Source organism: Acinetobacter sp. YH12235, from assembly GCF_013417705.1.
Lineage (GTDB): Bacteria > Pseudomonadota > Gammaproteobacteria > Pseudomonadales > Moraxellaceae > Acinetobacter.
Genome location: NZ_VPDL01000007.1, coordinates 43622 through 63522, shown reverse-complemented (window position 1 = coordinate 63522; position 19901 = coordinate 43622). Strand labels below are relative to the sequence as shown.

General features: G+C 39.2%; 21 protein-coding genes. 9 read left to right on the top strand and 12 right to left on the bottom strand.

The features are described from left to right. Positions 1 to 79 precede the first annotated feature (79 nt). Positions 80 to 1222 (bottom strand): catalase family protein, encoded by a 1143-nt coding sequence (locus FTV13_RS05455; RefSeq protein ID WP_179992349.1) that lies wholly within the window; start codon positions 1220 to 1222, stop codon positions 80 to 82. 155 nt (positions 1223 to 1377) lie between these two features. Further along, complete coding sequence (locus FTV13_RS05450) at positions 1378 to 1593, bottom strand: hypothetical protein (protein ID WP_064096117.1); 216 nt, start codon at positions 1591 to 1593, stop codon at positions 1378 to 1380. Between the two features lie 122 nt (positions 1594 to 1715). Between FTV13_RS05450 and FTV13_RS05445 the strand changes: the two genes are divergently transcribed. The 3 genes from FTV13_RS05445 to FTV13_RS05435 all read left to right on the top strand — a co-directional run bounded on the left by FTV13_RS05445 (position 1716) and on the right by FTV13_RS05435 (position 2806). After that, on the top strand, positions 1716 to 2111 hold the full coding sequence (locus tag FTV13_RS05445; protein ID WP_180011295.1) for a transposase family protein: 396 nt from the start codon (positions 1716 to 1718) through the stop codon (positions 2109 to 2111). Then, positions 2059 to 2529, top strand: a complete 471-nt coding sequence (locus tag FTV13_RS05440) for a transposase family protein (protein ID WP_179992471.1) — start codon at positions 2059 to 2061, stop codon at positions 2527 to 2529. The genes FTV13_RS05445 and FTV13_RS05440 overlap by 53 nt, the downstream gene beginning before the upstream one ends. 136 nt (positions 2530 to 2665) lie before the next feature. Beyond that, a complete protein-coding gene (locus FTV13_RS05435) occupies positions 2666 to 2806 on the top strand; it encodes a hypothetical protein (RefSeq protein ID WP_179992472.1) in 141 nt (46 codons plus the stop codon). 113 nt (positions 2807 to 2919) lie between these two features. Here the strand turns inward: FTV13_RS05435 and FTV13_RS05430 are convergent, their stop codons facing one another. Further along, positions 2920 to 3777 carry an IS982 family transposase gene (locus FTV13_RS05430; protein WP_179992473.1) on the bottom strand — a complete coding sequence of 286 codons (858 nt, stop codon included), beginning with the start codon at positions 3775 to 3777 and terminating at the stop codon, positions 2920 to 2922. 279 nt (positions 3778 to 4056) lie between these two features. On the opposite strand from FTV13_RS05430, the gene FTV13_RS05425 reads away from it, so the two are divergent. Both FTV13_RS05425 and FTV13_RS05420 read left to right on the top strand, forming a co-directional pair. Beyond that, positions 4057 to 4398: a hypothetical protein gene (locus FTV13_RS05425; protein WP_034170370.1), complete on the top strand. Its 342-nt coding sequence runs from the start codon at positions 4057 to 4059 to the stop codon at positions 4396 to 4398. Positions 4399 to 7607: 3209 nt separating this feature from the next. Then, positions 7608 to 8774, top strand: coding sequence for an MFS transporter (locus FTV13_RS05420; RefSeq protein WP_179992474.1), 1167 nt, complete (start codon positions 7608 to 7610; stop codon positions 8772 to 8774). Positions 8775 to 8789: 15 nt separating this feature from the next. Here FTV13_RS05420 and FTV13_RS05415 read toward each other — a convergent pair whose 3' ends face one another. Together FTV13_RS05415 and FTV13_RS05410 are read right to left on the bottom strand one after the other, a co-directional pair. Further along, positions 8790 to 10280, bottom strand: a complete 1491-nt coding sequence (locus FTV13_RS05415; protein ID WP_179992475.1) for an amidase — start codon at positions 10278 to 10280, stop codon at positions 8790 to 8792. A gap of 49 nt (positions 10281 to 10329) precedes the next feature. After that, positions 10330 to 11760: a diguanylate cyclase gene (locus FTV13_RS05410; protein WP_179992476.1), complete on the bottom strand. Its 1431-nt coding sequence runs from the start codon at positions 11758 to 11760 to the stop codon at positions 10330 to 10332. Positions 11761 to 12085: 325 nt separating this feature from the next. Here FTV13_RS05410 and FTV13_RS05405 point away from each other — a divergent pair, with 325 nt between their 5' ends. Further along, positions 12086 to 12532, top strand: coding sequence for a hypothetical protein (locus tag FTV13_RS05405; RefSeq protein ID WP_034171190.1), 447 nt, complete (start codon positions 12086 to 12088; stop codon positions 12530 to 12532). Between the two features lie 62 nt (positions 12533 to 12594). Here FTV13_RS05405 and accC read toward each other — a convergent pair whose 3' ends face one another. Genes accC through aroQ form a run of 3 tightly spaced genes read right to left on the bottom strand, consistent with a single transcriptional unit; the run spans position 12595 to position 14872 of the window. After that, entirely contained in the window at positions 12595 to 13965 is a 1371-nt protein-coding gene (gene accC / locus FTV13_RS05400; RefSeq protein ID WP_175967543.1) for an acetyl-CoA carboxylase biotin carboxylase subunit, read from the bottom strand. An 18-nt stretch (positions 13966 to 13983) separates the two neighbouring features. Next, positions 13984 to 14400 (bottom strand): acetyl-CoA carboxylase biotin carboxyl carrier protein, encoded by a 417-nt coding sequence (gene accB / locus FTV13_RS05395; RefSeq protein WP_004785952.1) that lies wholly within the window; start codon positions 14398 to 14400, stop codon positions 13984 to 13986. Positions 14401 to 14416: 16 nt separating this feature from the next. After that, the gene (gene aroQ, locus FTV13_RS05390) at positions 14417 to 14872 is read right to left on the bottom strand and encodes a type II 3-dehydroquinate dehydratase (RefSeq protein WP_004785950.1); all 456 of its coding nucleotides are present in this window, start codon (positions 14870 to 14872) and stop codon (positions 14417 to 14419) included. A gap of 1033 nt (positions 14873 to 15905) precedes the next feature. Between aroQ and ybaK the strand changes: the two genes are divergently transcribed. The 3 genes from ybaK to FTV13_RS05375 all read left to right on the top strand — a co-directional run bounded on the left by ybaK (position 15906) and on the right by FTV13_RS05375 (position 18396). After that, entirely contained in the window at positions 15906 to 16373 is a 468-nt protein-coding gene (gene ybaK, locus FTV13_RS05385) for a Cys-tRNA(Pro) deacylase (RefSeq protein ID WP_159122961.1), read from the top strand. 222 nt (positions 16374 to 16595) lie between these two features. After that, on the top strand, positions 16596 to 17849 hold the full coding sequence (locus FTV13_RS05380) for a YncE family protein (RefSeq protein ID WP_034705621.1): 1254 nt from the start codon (positions 16596 to 16598) through the stop codon (positions 17847 to 17849). Positions 17850 to 17913: 64 nt separating this feature from the next. Beyond that, positions 17914 to 18396, top strand: a complete 483-nt coding sequence (locus FTV13_RS05375; protein ID WP_179992477.1) for a hypothetical protein — start codon at positions 17914 to 17916, stop codon at positions 18394 to 18396. A gap of 109 nt (positions 18397 to 18505) precedes the next feature. On the opposite strand, the gene FTV13_RS05370 is transcribed toward FTV13_RS05375, so the two are convergent. From FTV13_RS05370 to tusD, 4 genes are read right to left on the bottom strand one after another with little or no spacing between them, the layout of a single operon-like run. Then, a complete protein-coding gene (locus FTV13_RS05370) occupies positions 18506 to 18817 on the bottom strand; it encodes a TusE/DsrC/DsvC family sulfur relay protein (protein WP_034705617.1) in 312 nt (103 codons plus the stop codon). Positions 18818 to 18831: 14 nt separating this feature from the next. Further along, positions 18832 to 19116, bottom strand: a complete 285-nt coding sequence (locus FTV13_RS05365) for a DsrH/TusB family sulfur metabolism protein (protein WP_125279645.1) — start codon at positions 19114 to 19116, stop codon at positions 18832 to 18834. A gap of 17 nt (positions 19117 to 19133) precedes the next feature. Beyond that, positions 19134 to 19484, bottom strand: coding sequence for a hypothetical protein (locus tag FTV13_RS05360; RefSeq protein ID WP_005235449.1), 351 nt, complete (start codon positions 19482 to 19484; stop codon positions 19134 to 19136). A 44-nt stretch (positions 19485 to 19528) separates the two neighbouring features. Further along, positions 19529 to 19897 (bottom strand): sulfurtransferase complex subunit TusD, encoded by a 369-nt coding sequence (gene tusD / locus FTV13_RS05355; protein WP_166135495.1) that lies wholly within the window; start codon positions 19895 to 19897, stop codon positions 19529 to 19531. Between the last annotated feature and the right edge of the window lie 4 nt (positions 19898 to 19901).

The following is a 19901-nucleotide window of genomic DNA, read 5'->3' as shown; positions in this document are numbered from 1 at the left end:
AATTAAATAAATGATACAATAATCGCTCTAATTTTAGTTTAAGTTATAATTTAATTAATAATTCATATATATTTAGTTCTCAGTGTGGTTCTAATCTTTTAGTAGCATTCATCTCATGTCTAAGCTGACTGATACGCTCATAAATCACCTTTCGCATCCGGTTTACTCCTCCCAGAGGTTTGTGTTCCGGTACTGTATGCCATGGCGTAAAGGAGAGGTTTTCACAAAATTCGTTTTGTTCAGGTGTATCAAAAACCTGTTGAAGAATATGAATAGTCGCTAGCTTGTAAAAAGGTGCCTGGTTTTCTGGGCATTCGGTCATCGAATCTTCGACCGACATGCTGTTTGATGTTCGGGGTTGTACTAAAAACTCCATGCATGCCTTACTTTTTTGCAATTGATTCCGTAGATTTTCTCTTAGAAAATTATTGTGGGGATTATAGGGTATAGGATCTGTTCCTCTTGAACATGCTTGGGCTGAATACTTTACAGCTTGACGACCACTGCCTGTTCCTAATTGATAGGGCACCATGGACCAATATCGGGTTTGCAGAGGATTAGATATTGTATTTCTCGTATTTAAGGCAATCCAGGTTCCTTTAGCCCCTAATGCAAAAGGGGTATGCAATTTTTTGAGAAAGCTTTCACTATTTATATCCTGCATAAATGCCATATAACGAGCTGGATCATTCACAAAAAAAACCGGATGATTAATCATGATGAAATCTTGAGTAGACATTTCATCATGATTTAAAAGTCTTTCTCCCGGTACTGCCAAAAGCTTTATTGCCATGCCACGGGCATCTTTTTTAATATCTGCTTGTTGAGCATTACTAGATCCATTAGAAAAAAGTATCCAGGCTTGATAGGTTTTTCCGGGAAGAAAAATACCTTGTGCCAACTCTTTGGGAAGTGCTTCAGCTATCTTGAACTCTGCGCGTACACAACCGTGTGCCTTAGGGTGTGCATCACGTAGCGCGATACCGGTCGAATACTCTTTCCGAATAGATTTCTCAATAATGTCTGCGATCTTTTTAGCTGTGATTTCTTCATCAGGATAAAGGCTTTCATTTAAACCACGATCTATATTGGAATATGTGATAGCTTTGGGAGATTCAGGGGTTATAGGCGAGGTATCAGCATATATAGTGTTAAAGATATTGATGGTCATCAGCGGGAGGTAAAGTAGGCCCAAGCCTACAGCTCTTATAAAGTCAGGCATTGAGTATCTCCTTGATATACCGCTAAAGTTAGTTTTAACTTATGATCTGAAATTCTTTGAAGGCCCTTTAGACCAATAATAATGATCATATTTGTTTGATTATCATTCTTTATTAGATACTCTATTTCAAAGTAGGTTTTTACTTTTAATTCAACTTAATAATAAAAATAGGGATCCTGACTGTTTTTTGCCACTTTATTGCAGTTCTTGCACTTGATACTTTCAATAGAGTAGCGCCCATGAGTTTGCTTGCCTTCTGCAGCAGCAATAATAGAAAATTGCTGAGTATCATTAAAGCTATAGTCATCCTGTGCTTCACAAATAGAACACTTGATAATTTTTCTATCGCAGTAGATGTATGCTTCGTTCATTATGTATCTCCTGATTCTTGGTTTTATATTTTCACTAGATATCTTTCATAAATCAAAAAACGATCTTCTTTTTGGTTAATATTTGCACTCCGGATTTCTTAGCATTCGTGCATAATCTGCGGATGAAATACATCGATTCAAACAAGCTTTCTGATCCTCAGTTCAAGCGATACACGGGCATCTCATGGTCAACCTTTGATTTAATGGTTGAGCAATTGAAGAAACATGTCTCTGCCAAAGGCAGACCGCCCAAGTTAAGCCTGGAGGATCAGGTTCTGCTCTGTCTGAGCTATTGGCGGGAATACCGAACCTTATTTCACGTTGCGACGAGTTACGGGGTTTCAGAGCCCACAGCCTCAAGAATTGTCCGTCATGTTGAAGACTGCCTGATTCGGTCCAATCTGTTTAATTTACCCAAAGATTTACCCGAGGGCGAAGGCATCGACTGGAATGTTGTAATCGTGGATGCCACGGAAATTCCAATCCAAAGGCCTAAAAAAACAGAAGAAAAGCTATAGCGGCAAGAAAAAGACCCATACCTTTAAAGTACAGGCCATCATTCATTATCAAACTCAAAAAATCCTGAGTTTATGTACCAGTCGCGGTGCAGTGCATGATTTCGAGTTGTTCAAACGCAATTTAAACCAGATTCCTTTTGGGGCTTTTATCCTTGCAGATAAAGGCTATCAGGGGATTTATGTGTTGTATCCGAATAGCCTGTTGCCATTAAAAGCCAAAAGACACTGTAAATTGGATCCTGAATTGAAAATCTATAATCAAGAAATCAATAAAAGAAGAATCGGAATTGAGCATGTATTTGGCAGCCTGAAAACCTTCAAAATCCTTGCTGAGCGTTATCGAAATAGAGGTAAAAGGCTTGGTTTGAGATTCAATTTAATCGCTGGAATCTACAACTTGGAACTGAGCAAAAAATGATTTATGAAAGAGGTCTAATCTATACAGATATACATAATTTAACTTTTTATTTAAAAAAACACTCTAAATGGCTTTGGAAAGCTACAAATATAGATGTTAGTTATATAGGCTTGCATTTATGAGCATGAGGTGAAAGATGAAGTTGTTAACGTTAATTGGTGCAGGTGTACTTGCAGGTTATTGTTATAAGAAAATGAAATACAAAAAGGACGGTTCAAACAATCCTACTCCTCAGAATGAACAGGTAGACAGTCAAGCAGCAAACCCTGTTGAATAATGCCTTTAAAGGGCCTCACAACTAGCAAGAAAAGGTTGTGAGGTCTCCCATTCTTTCAGTAGAGTCATCTCTGACAAGTCTTATATAAACCCCAATCATGGATAAGCCTAGTTTTACATCGTTGTAAATTGAGGCTTATTGTGATGACAGATTTGATAAGCACACAAGGATGCATAAATCCCAGCCAAATAACCTGAAATGGAACGATGGCGACTGCTTACCAAGTTATATTGTTGCTTCAGTAAGCTAAAGATGGTCTCTATTTTATTGCGTTGTCTTAGCATCATTTCATCTTCTGATGATAGCTTCACTGGTCGCATATTCTTGCGATGATAGGTAATTAATTCAATATCCTGCTTTACCAATTTTTCTTTTAAAGTTTCACTGATGTAGCCACGATCACCAAAGATTTTACCGATGTAGCCTTGAGCTAGCTTCGGCAGAATTTTTATATCTGAAGTATGGCCATTTGACAGTTGGGTCTGAATAAATTGACCCTGAGCATCTACTAATACATGTAATTTACATCCATAGAACCACCCCATTGAGCTTTTAGCTCGTGTGGCAATCTTTTTTAAAGATTTATGACGTTGGATACGCTGATTCTTACATACGGGTAAAGTTGTAGAATCAACCCAGGCACAAGCTGTTTGAGCGCTAGAAGTTAGAGAAATATGCAATGCTTGAAGTGCGAGTTGATGTTGATTGATTAAATGAACCATCCGCTGATAGGATGGGAGGGCCTTGAAAAGCTTATAATAAAAGCGCTGTATCATGCCATAAAAGGCTTTGAAATGATGAAGTTGAGAGTTCTTATACCAGACCGCGATAAAAATGATTTCAGATAAACAAAGAACCCCTGATCTCTGCCTGACCTTCGGATTTTCTTGTTTTAAATATTGCCAATAGATGGCTTCATTTTTCTGAAAAAAATCGTCAATCGTACAGAATAAAGTTGTAAACTCGAACATAGGATGGCTAGTTAAATAGTTTGTGTGGTAACTCACTTATCAACTTAGCCATCTTTTTTTTCAACTGAATTTCTTATCCATGATTCGGGTTATATAATATTCAGAACTTTGATATTTTCAGAGAAACAGCAAGCTCTTTTTAGCTATTATACCTTTTCATCTGCTCTAAATTTTCCTGATTAAATTTATTGATAAAGTTGAATGGTTTACAAAACTATTCATTTTAATAATAGCCATACTTTAAAAATAATGTGATCCTCTTTCTCAGGAGGACAGCTTATGAAAAAACTAATTATCTTGCCTCTTGTAGCTTTAATACTTCTGGGGTGTAGTCAACCAAATACACAGCAAGAAGCTGACTCTAAGATCCTACAGGATGAGGATTTAAAAAAATTTAGGGAGATGGTAAGGAATGCTTTACCGAATTCAGACCTGGTTCAATTTCATCAACAAGAGGGAGAATGTGGTGAGGTTAGTTTCAGAGATAAATCTACGAATGAAATGAAGCATCGGAGGTTTATTGTAGTGAATAAAAATATTGTGCTGATTGAAAGACGGCAGGTCGATCAGGAATATTTTGACCTTTCATGGAGGAATGCATGTCGTGATTATTTCGGGTAAAGAAAGAATATTTATTAAAATTCTTATTTGAAAATAGTGACCGCTATAATTGAATATCAATAAAAACATTTGATCATTGAGCCACTTTTTAGAGTGGCTTTTTAATGTCTGGATTTCTGAATTTTGTTCGAAATATGGTTACTGAATAGATCTGTATTTCATATTCTGGCTTCGTACTAATAGATAGAATGTTGATCAATTTATATAGATAATAAATATAAAAATTATTTAAAAAAGGAACAAATATTGCTTCTTGAAAGTATAGTTTTTGCTTTAGGTTCTGGATATGTATCTCTTTAAAATATGCGGCATTATTTTCCTTGTCATCCTTGCTGTTTCTCTCATGGTTTTAGGTCTTATTTATCAGGATCCTTTATTTGCTTTGATAGGGCTCTTGTTTGCTGTTTGCGCAGTATTATTATTTTCCATGATGAAGGAAAGTCTTGCTGACTTTTAGATCACTCATTTCGTTTAAAAGCTTAAAGATTTGGACTAGAGATCAAGGTGAATAGCAGGATGATAGTCATCAATATTATGCACCGAGATGGAATCAACAATTTAGAAAAATAATTGTGTTGAAAAGTCTTTGGATTAATCAGTGTAATAAGGAAGACTTATACGGGCAACCAGTCATGTGGATTAGATTGATCAGATGATCTGATAATACACTCATTGCTGGGTGCTATTTTGCAGAAGTTCATCGAAAGATGGGCTTTTTTGTTACCTAAAATAAAGCTTTATCAAGTTCATACTAGAAATTATTGACTCCAAAGATCACAATTTAGACTTTTTATATATGGATAGATATTTAATTTCTATATATATTTATATTTGTCATGAATTGGCTATTGTTTGACCGTTGTACATTTCGTCAACAATCCTGAATCAGCGCAAAATGATAAAGGGGAAGAGCCCACAGCAATGTGGGCTTTTTTATTGCCTAAAGAAAAGTTTGGCTTAATTTCTTACTAGGTATCTGGCTTGAATAGCTTAGCTAAGTAATAGATCTGGTCAAAGAGACTGAGATTAACTAGAAATTTGAATAAGTGACTTATTTCTATTTTATCGGTCAATATGATTGTTAATCATCGACTTAATATCAAAGTGTGATTGACTGCATACAATATTTTCATTATATTTTACCATATGTTCAAAAATCTCCACGTTTTGAATTTAGAGTTCTGCCCACATCGTCCCCAATGATGTGGTTTTTTTTTGACTAGAATAGCTAAGTGATATTTTCATTAACCTATAATTAAAGAAGAGGGTAGCACCTAGTTCTGTGAAGAGGCTATTTTTACATCAATAGGTATGATAGATTAGGGTTCTGGCGGTAACTGCCTATACGGATCAGTCCAGCAAGTTCATCTTGTGACACTCCCGTCGTTTGAAGTGTTACTATGAAGAAGCTCATCGAAAGATGGGCTTTTTTGTTGGTTTATTAAACAAAAGGGTTCATACTAAGGCTCATGCTTAAATTAAGTTGAATCTTTTGAAAAACAAAAGAGTTGTAATTTTAGGCGGAGTATTTTTGGCATTTATATTCTTTCTGTGTTTCCATTTATATAATCTTTCTAGCGAACAAGAAAGAGCAAAGAGTTTAGAAAAATTGTCTGATGAGCTTAAAGCTTCTGAATAGATAAGTTTAAAAGATAAAACGAAAGCCCATCATAAGTGGGTTTTTTTTACAGGTATATACATTTTTATTTCTTAAAAATAATATTTATTTAATTAAATGAAATGTTATAAAGAATCTTCACAGTCTTTTAAATAGATTGATGCACCTTATGAATAAATATAAAGCGATAGATCTAAGTTTTCTTAATTGGGTATATGATGAAATTTTAGCGACTTTCGAGCCCACAAAATCTAGAACAATAAATAAATCACGATTTCTATCAGAAAATCTAAAGTTAATTGCTGAACATCTCGGTGAAGATGCGTCAGTGACAACTAAGGTATCAGCAGTAAGATTTAAATATAGATCACAAACTAAAACTTTATGGGTATTTGACGTACCCGATATTAATGACAGGTTCACATTCATTAAATATTTATTCGATTTCTTTCCGAGTTTTTAAAGTCCATAGAAATAAGAGCTTTTTTGTTGCCTGATAAACTTTATACGGCGACCAGAACACAAAAATAATTAAATAGTGTAATTCCTGTCTAACAAATAACCAAATTTAACCCAAAGCCAACCAGCACCCACCATTCAGTAATGCTTCTTATACTATTGCTGCACTATATAAGTGCTACTTTAAAGGTGCTCCATGAATAATGATGAACTAGCTAAAAACTATAACGACGTGTTAAAGAAGCCTACCCGCTTAACTTCCCCAGGTTAAGCGGGTTATTTTTTGTCTGGAAAAAAGTATGCTCCGATTACTATTCTGCTTATTCTGCCTACATGGTGCGACTGAGATTAGCGACGGCAAGAAAGAATGCCGGGATTGTTTGAAAAAAGTTTAATTTAGAATGATAAATTTTTTTTATTATCAATGAGTTAAGTATTCTGTGCTATTTTATTTTTCAATAATAATAGGCTAATAATTGGTTTGAATTTTGACTTAACGGGCTGGTTATGAGCACACATACAATGTATTCACACAACTGATTACTTAATATCAGTTATCAATTCTAATGTTATTAATTTTAATAACCCATATTTTGAATTCAAAGAGGCTCGAAAGGAGATGAGCGCTAAAACTCTTGTTGAGGTGGAGCGCTACTATCAATACTCAGCTATCGACCTAACTATCACCCAAGTCAATGGATGGGTTGAGTTTAAAGCAAAGTTAAAATCATAGCCGAACGTATTACGGCAAACTAAACCTCTTACATTCTAAATGTTGAGGGGTTTTTCTTTTCTTATTGGTGAGCCCCATGATAGACAAAGTACAAGCTAAATAAGGCTCAGATTTTGTAACGTTAAGCTGTCTAAATGTCAGAACCTCAGTCATTTTAATTCTTAGAACCATCAAATGATTACGATTGATAAGCTCATGATTGAACTAAAAGAATAAATTAAGAATTTAGGTAATGTATTAAGTTAAAATCTAACTTTTCTAAAATTAGTTAAAGAGCTTTGAAGAATCTATAGATGATTAGCTTATAGATTAACTAGACTCAACCGAGACCCATTCAATGCAACTAAGTGCAACTTATATTTATTTTAAGTTATCAAAAATGAAAGAGTATCTAGTTTGATGCAATCTCTAGCTATTCATTACAGACTCAGTTTTTTCTACTTTTTTTATTATGCGATTGTGGGCGCATTCATGCCTTTCTGGAGTCTGTATCTAGAGGATCAAGGCTTTAATTATCAGGAAATTGGGATTTTATCTTCGATTGCGATTGTCACCCGATTTTTTGCGCCATTTATTTGGGGATGGATTGCAGACAAATCCGGGAAACGCATGTTGCTGGTGCGTATAGCTACTTGGATGGAAGCCTGTATCTGGTTCATGATTTTTATCATTCCCAATAGCTTCCAGTCAGTTGCTTTGCTCATGCTGATTTTCAGTTTCTTTCAAAATGCAATTTTGGCTCAGTTTGAAGGCGTGACTTTATTCTGGTTAGGTGAGAAAAGGGCAGAGCTCTATGGCAAAGTCCGTAAGTGGGGATCTATTGGATTTATTATTGGCGTATTTGGTTTAGGGGCAATTTTTGAAATTATCAGCATCAGTATGCTACCAATCTTATTGCTCTGTATTTCATTTCTGGCTTTTCTCTGGTCATTTACCATCAAAGAACCTACAGCAGCACCGACAGCTCAGAAAAAACTTGAAGCCTTATGGCCGATCTTCAAGCGTCCAGTGGTATACAGTTTTTTCCTGATTGAATTGATCATGCTGTTTTCGCATGCACCGTTTTATAGTTTTTATAGTAACTATCTCAGCCAGAATGGATTCAGTACCAGTCAGATCGGATTGCTTTGGTCGGTTGGAGTCATTGCTGAAATCATTATGTTTGCCTACGCTACATTCTTTCTGACACGCTGGTCATGGCGTCATCTGGCAATGCTATGCCTGTTAATGACTGGTTTAAGATGGTTGACTGTCGGCATATTTCCATCGTCATTTCTGGCACAGTTTTTTGCCCAGACCATTCATGCCCTGAGTTTTGGTTTATTCCATATGATTGCCATGCGGGTTATTTTTCAGAACTTCTCGGCTGGACAGCAAGGCCGTGGACAGGCACTGTATAGCACCATGTGGGGCTTAGGCGTGGCGAGTGGCAGCATTCTAGCCGGTCGTTATTGGGATCAGGTCGGTGGAACATCAATCTTTATTGCTGCTGCGCTGTCGACCTTGCTGGGCCTGTTGCTGGTATTTGGCTTACCCAGCAAAGTCGAATTGCAAAAGCAGGTTTAAGATACGATTGAATGATTAAATGCGGATTTTGGAATATTGATTAAACCAGGGCTGAGCCTGTTCTAATTGAGCGGCCAGTTGTAACAGCAAATCTTCACGGGCAAATGGTGCAATAAACTGTGAGCCCAAAGGCAGGTTATCTTCATTCCAGTATAGCGGTACAGACATTGCAGGAAGGCCGGTAATATTGGCTAACTGGGTGAATGGCACCCATTTTAGGTTTTCTTTCACAATCTGGTCGACCAGCTTACCTTGTGCCAATAAATGTGCCTTATTCATTTTTAATAAAGCTTTAAGAATCGGCTTCTGCCAGTTTGGTGTCTTGACTTCGCCATTTTTGGGTGCAACAGTGGCCGTGGCTGGTGTCAGGTAGAGATCATAATCATCAAAGAAATGATTCATCTGGGTCACATATTGTCCCCAGTTGGTCAGATTTTGGATATATTCAATTGCCGTCGTTTTGGCACCAAAAGCAGCTAGCGCCAGAGAATCCAGTTCAAAATCGCCTGATCTGGATGGATAGCCTTTCTGGATTTCGTCCAGCATATAAGAAAACTGGCTAAACCACGTCGTAATAAAATCTTTAGCCAGTTGCATGCCATCAATCTGCGGTTGATCCTCAACGACTTCATGACCTAAAGATTCCAGTAAACGGGCAGTTTGTTCTACCGCTTTAATAGCATCTTGAGAAACAGGCGTATCAATGCTGGAACGCGTATTAAATGCGATTTTTAATTTTTTTGGTGGTTGCTGAATCACTTCCAGATAATGTGTATGCGGACGTTGAATCGTAAACAGTGAACTGCGATCTTCACCATGGGTGGCATCCAGCATTGCCGCACTATCCCGAACAGTTTTGGTGAGTACATGTTGAATGGCAGCACCGTGCATTGCCTCACTCATTTGCGGTCCCCACGGCGTACGTCCACGGCTTGGTTTTAAACCAAACAGACCACAGTAGGAAGCCGGAATACGAATTGAGCCACCACCATCACCTGCACCGGCAATTGGCACAATGCCGGCTGCCACAGCAGAAGCAGAGCCGCCTGACGAGCCACCACTGTTATGTCTTAAATTCCACGGGTTTTTACAGCTTCCCCAGGCATCTGGCTCTGTAATGCCTTTAATTCCGAATTCAGGGGTGTTGGTACGGCCAAAGGTCACAATACCTACCTGTTCCCAACGATTAACAATCTCGGCATTGGTTTCAGCGATATACCCGATACGCTTTAAACCCTGACATCCATAAGACGTCGGATAACCTGCATATTCCTGAAACAGGTCTTTGACCAGAAATGGAACTCCAGCAAAGGGGCCAGACAGTTTTTGCTGGGTACGCTGCAAGGCATGCTCATGCATGGGAATAATAATGGCATTGATTTCAGGATTAATATTTGCACTGCGTTCTAAGGCAACTGATAAAAGTTCACTTGAATGCACCTGTTTATTTTTAACCAGTTCAGCCAGTCCTAATCCATCGTATTGTAAGTATTCTTCAAATTTCATCTGCATTCCCTAGCGTTGATATTGTTATAAGGTTGTAGAGGGTTTCAGTTCAGGATGCAAGCACCACCTGATTACGTCCCAAGTGTTTGGCTTGATATAAGGCCTGATCCGCGGTATTGATCAGTTGCTGTAAATCCTGAGAAAGCGGGGCATGTTGATGCGTAATCCCGAGACTCACAGTAATCGATAACGGTGATCCATCAGGTTGATACATTGGCGTTTTAGCTACCAGTTCACGAATACGCTCGGCAATAAACTGGGCCTTAGATGGTTTGGTATCCCAAAGCAAAATCACAAATTCCTCACCACCAATACGCGCAAACAGATCCTGAGAACGTAAATTGGAACGGATGATTTCAGCAAAGTGTTGCAGTACTTTATCGCCCACATGATGGCCAAAATGATCGTTTAAACGTTTGAAATGATCAATATCCAGCATAATCAGGGAAAACTGCACACTCTTGGAATGTTGCAGTAAATATTCACCTTTCTGAAAGAAAAAATGCCGGTTCATGGTACGCGTCAGACTGTCATGATTGGCCAAATACAATACCCGTTTAAACAGATCATTGCGGTTCTGACTGATGATACACAGGATCAGCGGTGATAATGCCAGCATAAATAGTCCGATCCTTAATGAGATATAAATGGTCGAGTCTGCCAACGTATCATGTGTAGTGGCATAGAACTGGGTCAGGCTGTAATACATCAAAATGATTACAAAGGCATTAATAATTGCAATCGTAAAGATGCGATAGGTCAGTGCTGCCCAGATTAAAGCTGCCAACGGATAAAGCAGGGCACCTGGACCGACAAAAATATTACTCAGGATAATACACAGGATTACCGTACCTGCTGGCAGCAGATAACTAAAAGAGTTCTGCTTCTTTCTGCGGTTTTTAAATAAATACTTGAGATCTTTGGTTCTAGGAAAGGCTAGAAAAAGCGGCAGGACAATAATGTAATTTACCATTTCGCCTGTCCACCACAGCCCGAAATCAATCCATAAATTTTCCTTGGTCATAAAGGAATGGGGAAGATTGGGTAAGGTCGCAACGGCAAACACTGCACTGGCCAGGCATCCTGCGAATGCACAGATGCCGAACATATGCACGAAAGTGAAACCAGTATTGTAGTACTTATAGTTGATCTGGAAATATCGGATAAAAAACAGCGATACAATCGTACTAATCAGGTTGGCAAGTGTTAGAAACAGGCTTTGTAATAGATTATTACCTGTTGCCAAATCGGCAAACATGAACGCACAGAAAGCACCTAGCCACCCGCCCATATTGTTTAAATGGGGGAAGCGTAAAAACATGGCCAGTAAGGCAGCATTGGCAGGCCAGAGTATGGCTAAGTAATCCTGTGTTCTGGTCATAATGCCAATCAAACAAGTCACTAAAATAATGAAAAGAATGACCAAGTAGGCATATGTTTCAGGATTCAAGTTCTGGTCTGTGATTCGAGGTATTCGCAAATCTAAGTCCTGTATCTAATTTTTATTTGTGAAATATCACTTTGTTTGGGAAATGCTTTTTACCCAAAAGTACAACTTTATTCTTGGAATAATCTGTTTTTACTTACGTTATCAATATACGTTTGTATACGAAATATATACAAAAAAATTAAAAAAGGAAATCCATGTTTTTAAACTATAATGATAAAAATTTGTTTTATTTCGGTATTTAAACTGATGCAGAGCAGAATATGATCCCGAAAAATATGATAAGTTAAAATTAATTATTAGGATTGAAACGAAGCCTGTGAATATGAAAAAAACCTGTCTTAGCCTTGTCTTGCTCATGAGCTCATCTTGGCTAATGGCAACAGAAAACAATAATCAAACTGCAAATAGTATTGCGAAACCTATCGAAGTTCCGAATACCTTTACCATTAATACCCGTCCTGAAATTGTCGGGCTATGGGGAATGGAAATTCCAGATAATAAGAAATGTGTTGAATACTATAATTTTAAAGGCAATAACAACGTAGTGATTAAAAGCGGTTCAGAATGGACCACAGGGCTGTATGACTATCAGCCTTCACAAGATCCTGCTGCACAGATTCCAGCGCTGATTATGCAGGTTAAATACGACAATAATGAAAAAGACTGTTCCGGTAATCAGGTGGATCAGTCAGGCGAGATTTCGCAGTATTTTGTGAAGTGGCAGAACTCAAATACCATTAATTTCTGTGCCAATGAAAAAGCAGAACAATGTTTTGCTGTGCTTCGACGCATTTTGCCTTGATTGAAGGCTAGATATAAAAAACCGCTGAATTCAGCGGTTTTTTTATTAGATCAATTACTGGATCAAGCTTTTTCTTTGTCTTCAGCACCTTCAAGCTGCTTCAACAAATGTTTTTCCAGATAGTGAATATCCATTGCCTGTTCACAGAAATTTTCATCCTGAAGAATCAGATCTTTGTGTAATGGAATATTGGTTTTCACACCTGTCAGAATCATTTCATCCAAGGCCTGCTTCATGCGTGCTATTGCAGTTTTACGGTCTTTACCATGGGCAATTAGCTTGGCAATCATAGAATCATAATATGGCGGGATGCTGTAACCTGGATAGATATGAGAGTCTAAACGGATACCTGCACCACCTGGCGCATAAAAAGTCTCGATTTTGCCAGGAGATGGCATAAAGTTCGATGGATCTTCAGCGTTGATACGGCATTCGATCGCATGACCTTGAACACGTACATCTTCTTGCTGGATATCCAGACCTAAACCAGCCGCAATACGTAACTGCTGTTCAATGATGTCGATACCGGTGACCATTTCAGTCACAGGGTGTTCTACCTGAACACGGGTGTTCATTTCGATAAAGAAGAATTCGCCTTCTTCAAACAGGAACTCGAATGTACCGGCACCACGATATTGCATCAATTTACAAGCATTGACACAGGCCTCAAGAATGTCAGCACGAGCCTGTTCTGGCAGGTTAGGCGCTGGCGCTTCTTCAAGTACTTTCTGGTGACGACGCTGTAAAGAACAGTCACGGTCATATAAATGGATCGCATGACCATTACCATCGCCTAGAACCTGTACTTCGACGTGACGCGGTTTTTGCAGGAAACGTTCCATATAAACCGTGTCATCGCCAAACCACATTTCAGCATCACGCTGCGCAGCTTGTACTGATTCAAGCAGGGTATCCACACGTTCTACGATACGCATACCACGACCACCACCACCGGAAGCCGCTTTCACGATGAGCGGGAAACCAATTTCTTTGGCTTCAGCAAGCGCATTGTGAATCGTCACCGCATGATCACAGCCAGGTACAGTTGGTACACCCGCTTTTTTCATGGCAATAATCGCAGAAACCTTGTTCCCCATCAGGCGAATATGTTCTGGACGTGGACCAATGAAGATAAAACCAGAGCTTTCTACGATTTCAGCAAATTCAGCATTTTCAGACAGGAAGCCATAACCAGGGTGGATGGCATCTGCGCTGGTGATTTCAGCAGCTGTAATCAGGGCTGGAATATTCAGGTAACTGTCGCTACTTGCGCCAGGACCAATACACACGGCTTCGTCACAGAAGCGTAAGTGCATCAGGTCTTTGTCAGCGTCTGAATAGACACCGACTGTTTTAATTCCTAAAGTTTTGCAAGCTCGGGCGATGCGCAAGGCGATCTCACCTCGGTTTGCAATTAAAACTTTTTGCAACATTATGAATCCCCGAAGTGATTAGGCGCGGTAACGGAAAAGTGGCTGACCAAACTGAATCACTTCACCATTTTTCACCAGAATTTCTTCAATCACGCCGCTTTGAGTTGCTTCAATCGGGTTCATGATTTTCATTGCTTCAATGATACCCAGTGTTTCGCCAGCAGAAACAGTTTGGCCAATTTTTACAAAAGGTGCTTCGCCTGGGCTTGGAGCCGCATAGAACACGCCAACCATTGGAGATTTTTCAACTGCACCACGAGGAGATTTAGCTGCAGGGACGTCAGCTGCAGGTGCAGGCATTGCAGGAACAGCTGCTGCAACTACTGGATTACGACGAGTCAGAGCAATCGACTGATCACCTTCCTTAACTTCAATCGCCTGTAAGTCAGATTCAATCATCAAATCGATGAGCTTCTTGATTTTACGGATATCCATGAGACAGTATTCCTAATTAAGATTGTTTAGAAGATTGTATTTTTTCAATGACATAGTCGAGTGCGGCAGCATAGCCTTTTGCACCTAGACCACAGATCACGCCAATAGCTTTATCGGATAGATATGAATGATGTCGGAATGCCTCACGTGCATGGACGTTAGACAGGTGGACTTCAATAAACGGGATTGCCACGCCAAGAAGTGCATCACGAACTGCAACTGAGGTATGTGTCAGGGCAGCAGGATTAATAATGATATATTGCACGCCGTCTTGTTGGGCTTGATGAATTCGGTCAACAATTGCGCCTTCCCAGTTGCTCTGGAAAGTGTCAAGTTGTAAAGTAGCTTTTTCAGCCTGAGCAGTGAGCTGCTGATTAATATCTTCTAGAGTTAAATAACCATAAACTTCGGGTTCGCGCTTTCCTAGCAAATTTAAATTCGGTCCATGAATAACCAAAATGGTCGAAGTCATCTATGGTGCTCCAGTTAAAAAGTTTCAGGATAGGTTTGCAAGATGTCTACAAACTTCGCCTATTATGGCATGAATTCCTACATTATTTTTATAATTTCTTTGAATTGACATAGAAAAGCATGTACCACGCAGTGGCCATATAATGAAAACTTTGCAAGCATTTAGCAATGTTCAAAACTACCAAATCTTCGTCTTTTACATCATTTTTATATTTTAGATGAATTGGCTGAATTGTTACATTTATGCTGTGTAAGTTAGACCTCAATGTTTATTCATAATTCTTTTAAATTGAGTGTTTATTCGGCAATGGCTGGTCAAAAATAAAAATTATTACTCGAAGTCTCTGCTCATATCAAAAATTGTGGTGATCGGTAAAAGACCGGATTTTCATTAGATTTTTGAATGAATCAAATGTTTATTCTATTCATTATTCTGTAAACTAAAATATCAAACTTGGAATAAAAATCAAAAAGTTATTTGATAAATGGTATGAAGTGAAGTTTAGTATTAAATGGGTTTTATGTCGCTAGTAAAGCAAGTCACACATTATTTTTCTGCAAAAAGAGATAGGCTCATTGCTACTGAACATTGGCTAAATGATACTGGCCGTAAAAGTAAAATTAAAAACTTATGATTCTTCATTAATCTTTTACTGGCCTCATCTAATATTGACGAATGTGCTCAATTTTCTAAAGCTTACCTTTATTTGTCATTCTTTATGTTCACTCAATAACATTGGCAAAATGGCACTTCATGTATAGGCGTTGTTATTCATCTGAATGTTGCCTATGTTTTTAAATGATGAATTTTTAAGCTTAAGAACAAGATGGTATGCGGAATTACAATGATAAATGGGATAGTTAAGTTCAGTTAAAGTGCAATATGAATAGATATTCTGGATTAAAAGCTAATGGTATCTGATTGTATTTTGAACACATATTGATTATATAAGCTATTCAGAATCACAGAATAAAACCCAAGCAGACTTGATAAGCTATAATGAAGATCCCGTCAAAATACTATCGAAGCTGTTATGACACCTGCATGCAAATTATTAAAATCTCAAAAAATTGAATATAGCATTCACGAATATGAACATGATGCCAATGCCAAAAGCTTTGGTTTGGAAGCAGCAGAAAAGTTAGGGTTGGCAGTAGAAGAAGTATTTAAAACCTTATTGGTCACAGATGAGAAGCAGTATTTTGTAGCAGTTCTTCCAGTCAACCATCAGTTAAACCTGAAAAAAGTAGCATCAGCCTTTGGTTGTAAAAAGCTACAAATGGCTGATCCCAAACAGGCAGAACGTCTAACCGGTTATCTTGTCGGTGGGATTAGTCCGGTTGGGCAGAAAAAACGCCTGAAAACTGTCATTGATGCATCTGCAGAACAGCTGAATAAAATCTATGTCAGTGGGGGTAAACGCGGTCTGGATATTGGTTTAAAACCTGCGGACCTAGCTAAGGTTCTAGATGCTCAATTCGTTGATGTATTGGATGTCTAAAGTTCAAAGCATTTTTCAATAAAACTATCTTACTTAGAAGCGTTCATATCAATGGACGCTTCAACTTTTCTGGATTCTTATCTTTCTATTCTGTCGGAAAATTCTGTCGGAAAATTCAGCATGGTTTTTTCTTCATTGTATAGTGGATGATTGAGATCCACGGCCTGACTGTGGATTGAACAAAGATAAAAACAATAAAATAGAAAATATGGAGAATACCGCATGGAAATCCAGAAAAAACGATTATCACGGTTCTGTATGAGCTTGTCCGCGATGGCCATGCTCTCAGTCTTTTCAACTGCACAGGCAGACTCATCTACCTTGCCTCAGCCACCCAATTCCCAGCAAGTTTTCTTTGTAGGTAATAACTGGGATGGAACAGTTACAGTGATTCGATCTTCAGGTGACTTTGGCAAGGTTGGTGTGATCAACATGATTCCTGATCGTAAGGAGCGCCTGAAAGAGATTCACCTCAATCCCATTAAACTGATTGCCTATACCTATATTCAAGCTACTGCGGGTGAAGGTAATGATCAGCTGGTCGACGATATGTACTCCACGCCAGATGGACAGTCAGTGGTCGCATCCCGTCCAAGTTTTGCCGATGTGGTCTCTATCAACATCAAGACAGGCAAAATTAACTGGCGTACTCCAGTTGAAGGCTTCCGCGCGGATCATATGGCAGTTTCACCAGATGGCCAGCGTGTCGCGGTTTCCGCATCTTCCGGAAATGTGGTGCATGTACTGGATATTCATACTGGTAAGGAACTTGGTCGATTTGCGACGGGTGATAAACCGCATGAAAATATCTACTTTGATAATGGCAGAAAAATTCTGAACTCGGCCATTGGTAATGTAGAAACCTCTCTTGATGCGCAGTGGCAGGATTTCACCAAGGGTAAACGCTATATCACCATTGCAGATGCCAATACCCATCAGGTGCTTAAGAAAATTGACTTTAGACCGGCATTGGATGCGTTTGGTCGAAAAGATTTATCTAATTCAGTGCGGCCGATGGTCTTTAGCAAGGATGAAAGTAAACTCTATGCTCAGGTATCATTTTTTAATGGTTTGATTGAGTATGACTTAAACCAGAATAAAGTGACCCGTATTGGGCAGTTGCCAGGTAGCGATAGCATTCCCAAAGATCGTACCAAATGGGTGAATGATTCCCGCCATCATGGTTTATCGATCAGTGCTGATGGTGAGAAGCTCTGTGTTGCGGGCACGATGGATAATTACGCCACCATTGTCGACCGTCAGAGTCTGACTGCCGGAAAATTGATTCCTGCAGGTAAGCCATACTGGGCTACCCGAAGTCCGGATGGCCGTAGCTGTATCATTTCAGAAAGTGAAACGGATGTGGTGACCGTAATTGATTTCGCGACAGGCAATAAAGTGACCAGTGTACCTGTAGGCAATCATCCACAGCGTGTCCGGATCGGTTATGCCCCAGCAGACTGGTCTACACCGTAGCAAATAATGGCTTAAAAAGAGCAATGTGTTATGAACGTTGCTCTAAGCATTGTAGGTGGCATATATGAGGAACAAAACACTTACTTTATATCTGCTGGCGGGAATGTTATTGACCGGTATTCTGGTTGGGATTGCTTATCAGGTTCATAAGGATATCTATAAGGCAGAGTTCAATATACTGAAACCTGATGATCAGATGACTTTTCCAGCAAAGTCACTGATTACTTCGAATTTAAATCCTAAAACAGCTGTACCGGCAAGAACGGCTAGACACTCGGAAGTGGATTCTGAACAGCAGGTCTTATTACAACAGAGAGACCAGCTTTATCTGGATTTTACCCAAATGATGAATGGCTTAAGTCAAGGTGAAAAGCCAGACTATCGCCAGCTAGATCATTTGCTGTTACAACAGCAGAATCTGGTGAATGCTCGGGTCGTTGCTCCGGAAGAGGCGAGAGCTCAAATAGAATTTTTGCAGAAAGTTCTGCCTGAAATCTCTCCACAGCTTGATCAAGCCTTAAATGCATTGGATCAGAAAAGTTTTTAATCTTCCGGTTTAAAGCTTTATTTAGTTGTGAATACAGATCATAGATAAGCTTAATAAGAAAAAGCCCGTAGAAACGGACTTCTTCTTCATTCATTTTTTAGATTAAAACTTATAAGCAGTTCGCCGGTTTCGGGATACCAGCCAGTCGGCTTAAATGGCGTGCCACCAGACCTGTATTAAACTTTTCCTGTAATAAGGCATTGTTAATTTCCGGGTTGACTGTCTTCATCAAAAACTTAATCAACGGACGGGTTGCAGGAGAATGCCCAAACTGCTGATAAAATTGACGGACTGCCTGTAGCACTTCAAAATGCCAAGGAGTAAGTTGAAGTTCCAGTGTATCTGCCAGTACTTGGGCAACGTCTTCATTCCAGATGGTGTAATCGACTAAATGACCATCTTGGTCCAGTTCTAGATTCATATTTGACTCATGGATTATTTCATTGAGATGCAACGACTAAATTTCAGACATAGATCTGCAAATTCGGAGTAGTCGAGTAAAGCAACATTTTCCGATAAAGGTGAGATCAGAATTTCTGCATCATTTCTTAGGATATAAACTTGCGGCAGTTGCTGTACGAAAGCATGGTCCAGATACAGCACAGATTCTCCCATCAGGACCACCTGATCATCTGAAGCATGGAGCTGTGCTAATTGATCAAGGACTGACGCCGTCGCTGCATAATCTGGCTGGATCAGGTAAAGGGTTTGATCTGACATTTATTTATCCTTTGTCCTTACCAATACAATACGTGATCAAATTTTTGAACGAATTCTGAATTGAGTTCAATCAACTCAATCTCCTGCTCGCTTTGCTTTACAAAAGGAGAGTCCTGATTTTTCTGCTCAACCAGAATTGGGGTCAGGTCATAAAATTCGAAACTATCCACCAGATTTGAAGCCAGTTTAAAGGCATGTTTAAGCTGGTCAAACTGGAGCTCAGAACGTAAAAGACTCAAGGCCGCGCCTTGGAGTAATACTTTAACTTCAGCGCCGAAGGTCGCCAGTACCATCGTGGCAGACAGGCTTTCATGCACCTGTAAGCTGTTTAGGTTGGCTTGGGTTAATATAACAAGTACAGATTTCACACAAGATTCCTTTTAAAAGCAACACATCCTGAAAAATGAAGCATCTAGAATTGAATTAGACGTTGTGAGGACTGAACAGCATCAGCAAGCTCGCCTAGACCGACCAATTCAAAACCATCAGCAAGATTATGTTGCTGAATATTGTGACGTTGAGCATTTTCCTGATCTGTAATCCCACGCGCTAAGGCTGCACTGACACAAACAGGTAAGCGGATCTTCAGATCCTGCCAGGAACGTGTGAGATGACGCTGGTCGTCGGGCACCCATTGCAATGCATTTGCGACCGACACGCCATCTTGATAGAAAAATACACGGAAAGCTTCCTGTTTATGTTGTAAAGCTTGGGCGAGTCCAAGCGCATGCCAGGCATAAATAGAAGTCGGTGCGGAGGTAACAAGAATTAAGGTGCTCATCGAA

Excerpts from the sequence above, each read along its gene's own strand:
- FTV13_RS05455 (WP_179992349.1), bottom strand. The coding sequence starts at position 1,222 with ATGCCTGACTTTATAAGAGCTGTAGGCTTGGGCCTACTTTACCTCCCG.
- FTV13_RS05450 (WP_064096117.1), bottom strand. The coding sequence starts at position 1,593 with ATGAACGAAGCATACATCTACTGCGATAGAAAAATTATCAAGTGTTCT.
- FTV13_RS05445 (WP_180011295.1), top strand. The coding sequence starts at position 1,716 with ATGAAATACATCGATTCAAACAAGCTTTCTGATCCTCAGTTCAAGCGA.
- FTV13_RS05440 (WP_179992471.1), top strand. The coding sequence starts at position 2,059 with ATGCCACGGAAATTCCAATCCAAAGGCCTAAAAAAACAGAAGAAAAGC.
- FTV13_RS05435 (WP_179992472.1), top strand. The coding sequence starts at position 2,666 with ATGAAGTTGTTAACGTTAATTGGTGCAGGTGTACTTGCAGGTTATTGT.
- FTV13_RS05430 (WP_179992473.1), bottom strand. The coding sequence starts at position 3,777 with ATGTTCGAGTTTACAACTTTATTCTGTACGATTGACGATTTTTTTCAG.
- FTV13_RS05425 (WP_034170370.1), top strand. The coding sequence starts at position 4,057 with ATGAAAAAACTAATTATCTTGCCTCTTGTAGCTTTAATACTTCTGGGG.
- FTV13_RS05420 (WP_179992474.1), top strand. The coding sequence starts at position 7,608 with ATGCAATCTCTAGCTATTCATTACAGACTCAGTTTTTTCTACTTTTTT.
- FTV13_RS05415 (WP_179992475.1), bottom strand. The coding sequence starts at position 10,280 with ATGAAATTTGAAGAATACTTACAATACGATGGATTAGGACTGGCTGAA.
- FTV13_RS05405 (WP_034171190.1), top strand. The coding sequence starts at position 12,086 with ATGAGCTCATCTTGGCTAATGGCAACAGAAAACAATAATCAAACTGCA.
- accC (WP_175967543.1), bottom strand. The coding sequence starts at position 13,965 with ATGTTGCAAAAAGTTTTAATTGCAAACCGAGGTGAGATCGCCTTGCGC.
- accB (WP_004785952.1), bottom strand. The coding sequence starts at position 14,400 with ATGGATATCCGTAAAATCAAGAAGCTCATCGATTTGATGATTGAATCT.
- aroQ (WP_004785950.1), bottom strand. The coding sequence starts at position 14,872 with ATGACTTCGACCATTTTGGTTATTCATGGACCGAATTTAAATTTGCTA.
- ybaK (WP_159122961.1), top strand. The coding sequence starts at position 15,906 with ATGACACCTGCATGCAAATTATTAAAATCTCAAAAAATTGAATATAGC.
- FTV13_RS05380 (WP_034705621.1), top strand. The coding sequence starts at position 16,596 with ATGGAAATCCAGAAAAAACGATTATCACGGTTCTGTATGAGCTTGTCC.
- FTV13_RS05375 (WP_179992477.1), top strand. The coding sequence starts at position 17,914 with ATGAGGAACAAAACACTTACTTTATATCTGCTGGCGGGAATGTTATTG.
- FTV13_RS05370 (WP_034705617.1), bottom strand. The coding sequence starts at position 18,817 with ATGAATCTAGAACTGGACCAAGATGGTCATTTAGTCGATTACACCATC.
- FTV13_RS05365 (WP_125279645.1), bottom strand. The coding sequence starts at position 19,116 with ATGTCAGATCAAACCCTTTACCTGATCCAGCCAGATTATGCAGCGACG.
- tusD (WP_166135495.1), bottom strand. The coding sequence starts at position 19,897 with ATGAGCACCTTAATTCTTGTTACCTCCGCACCGACTTCTATTTATGCC.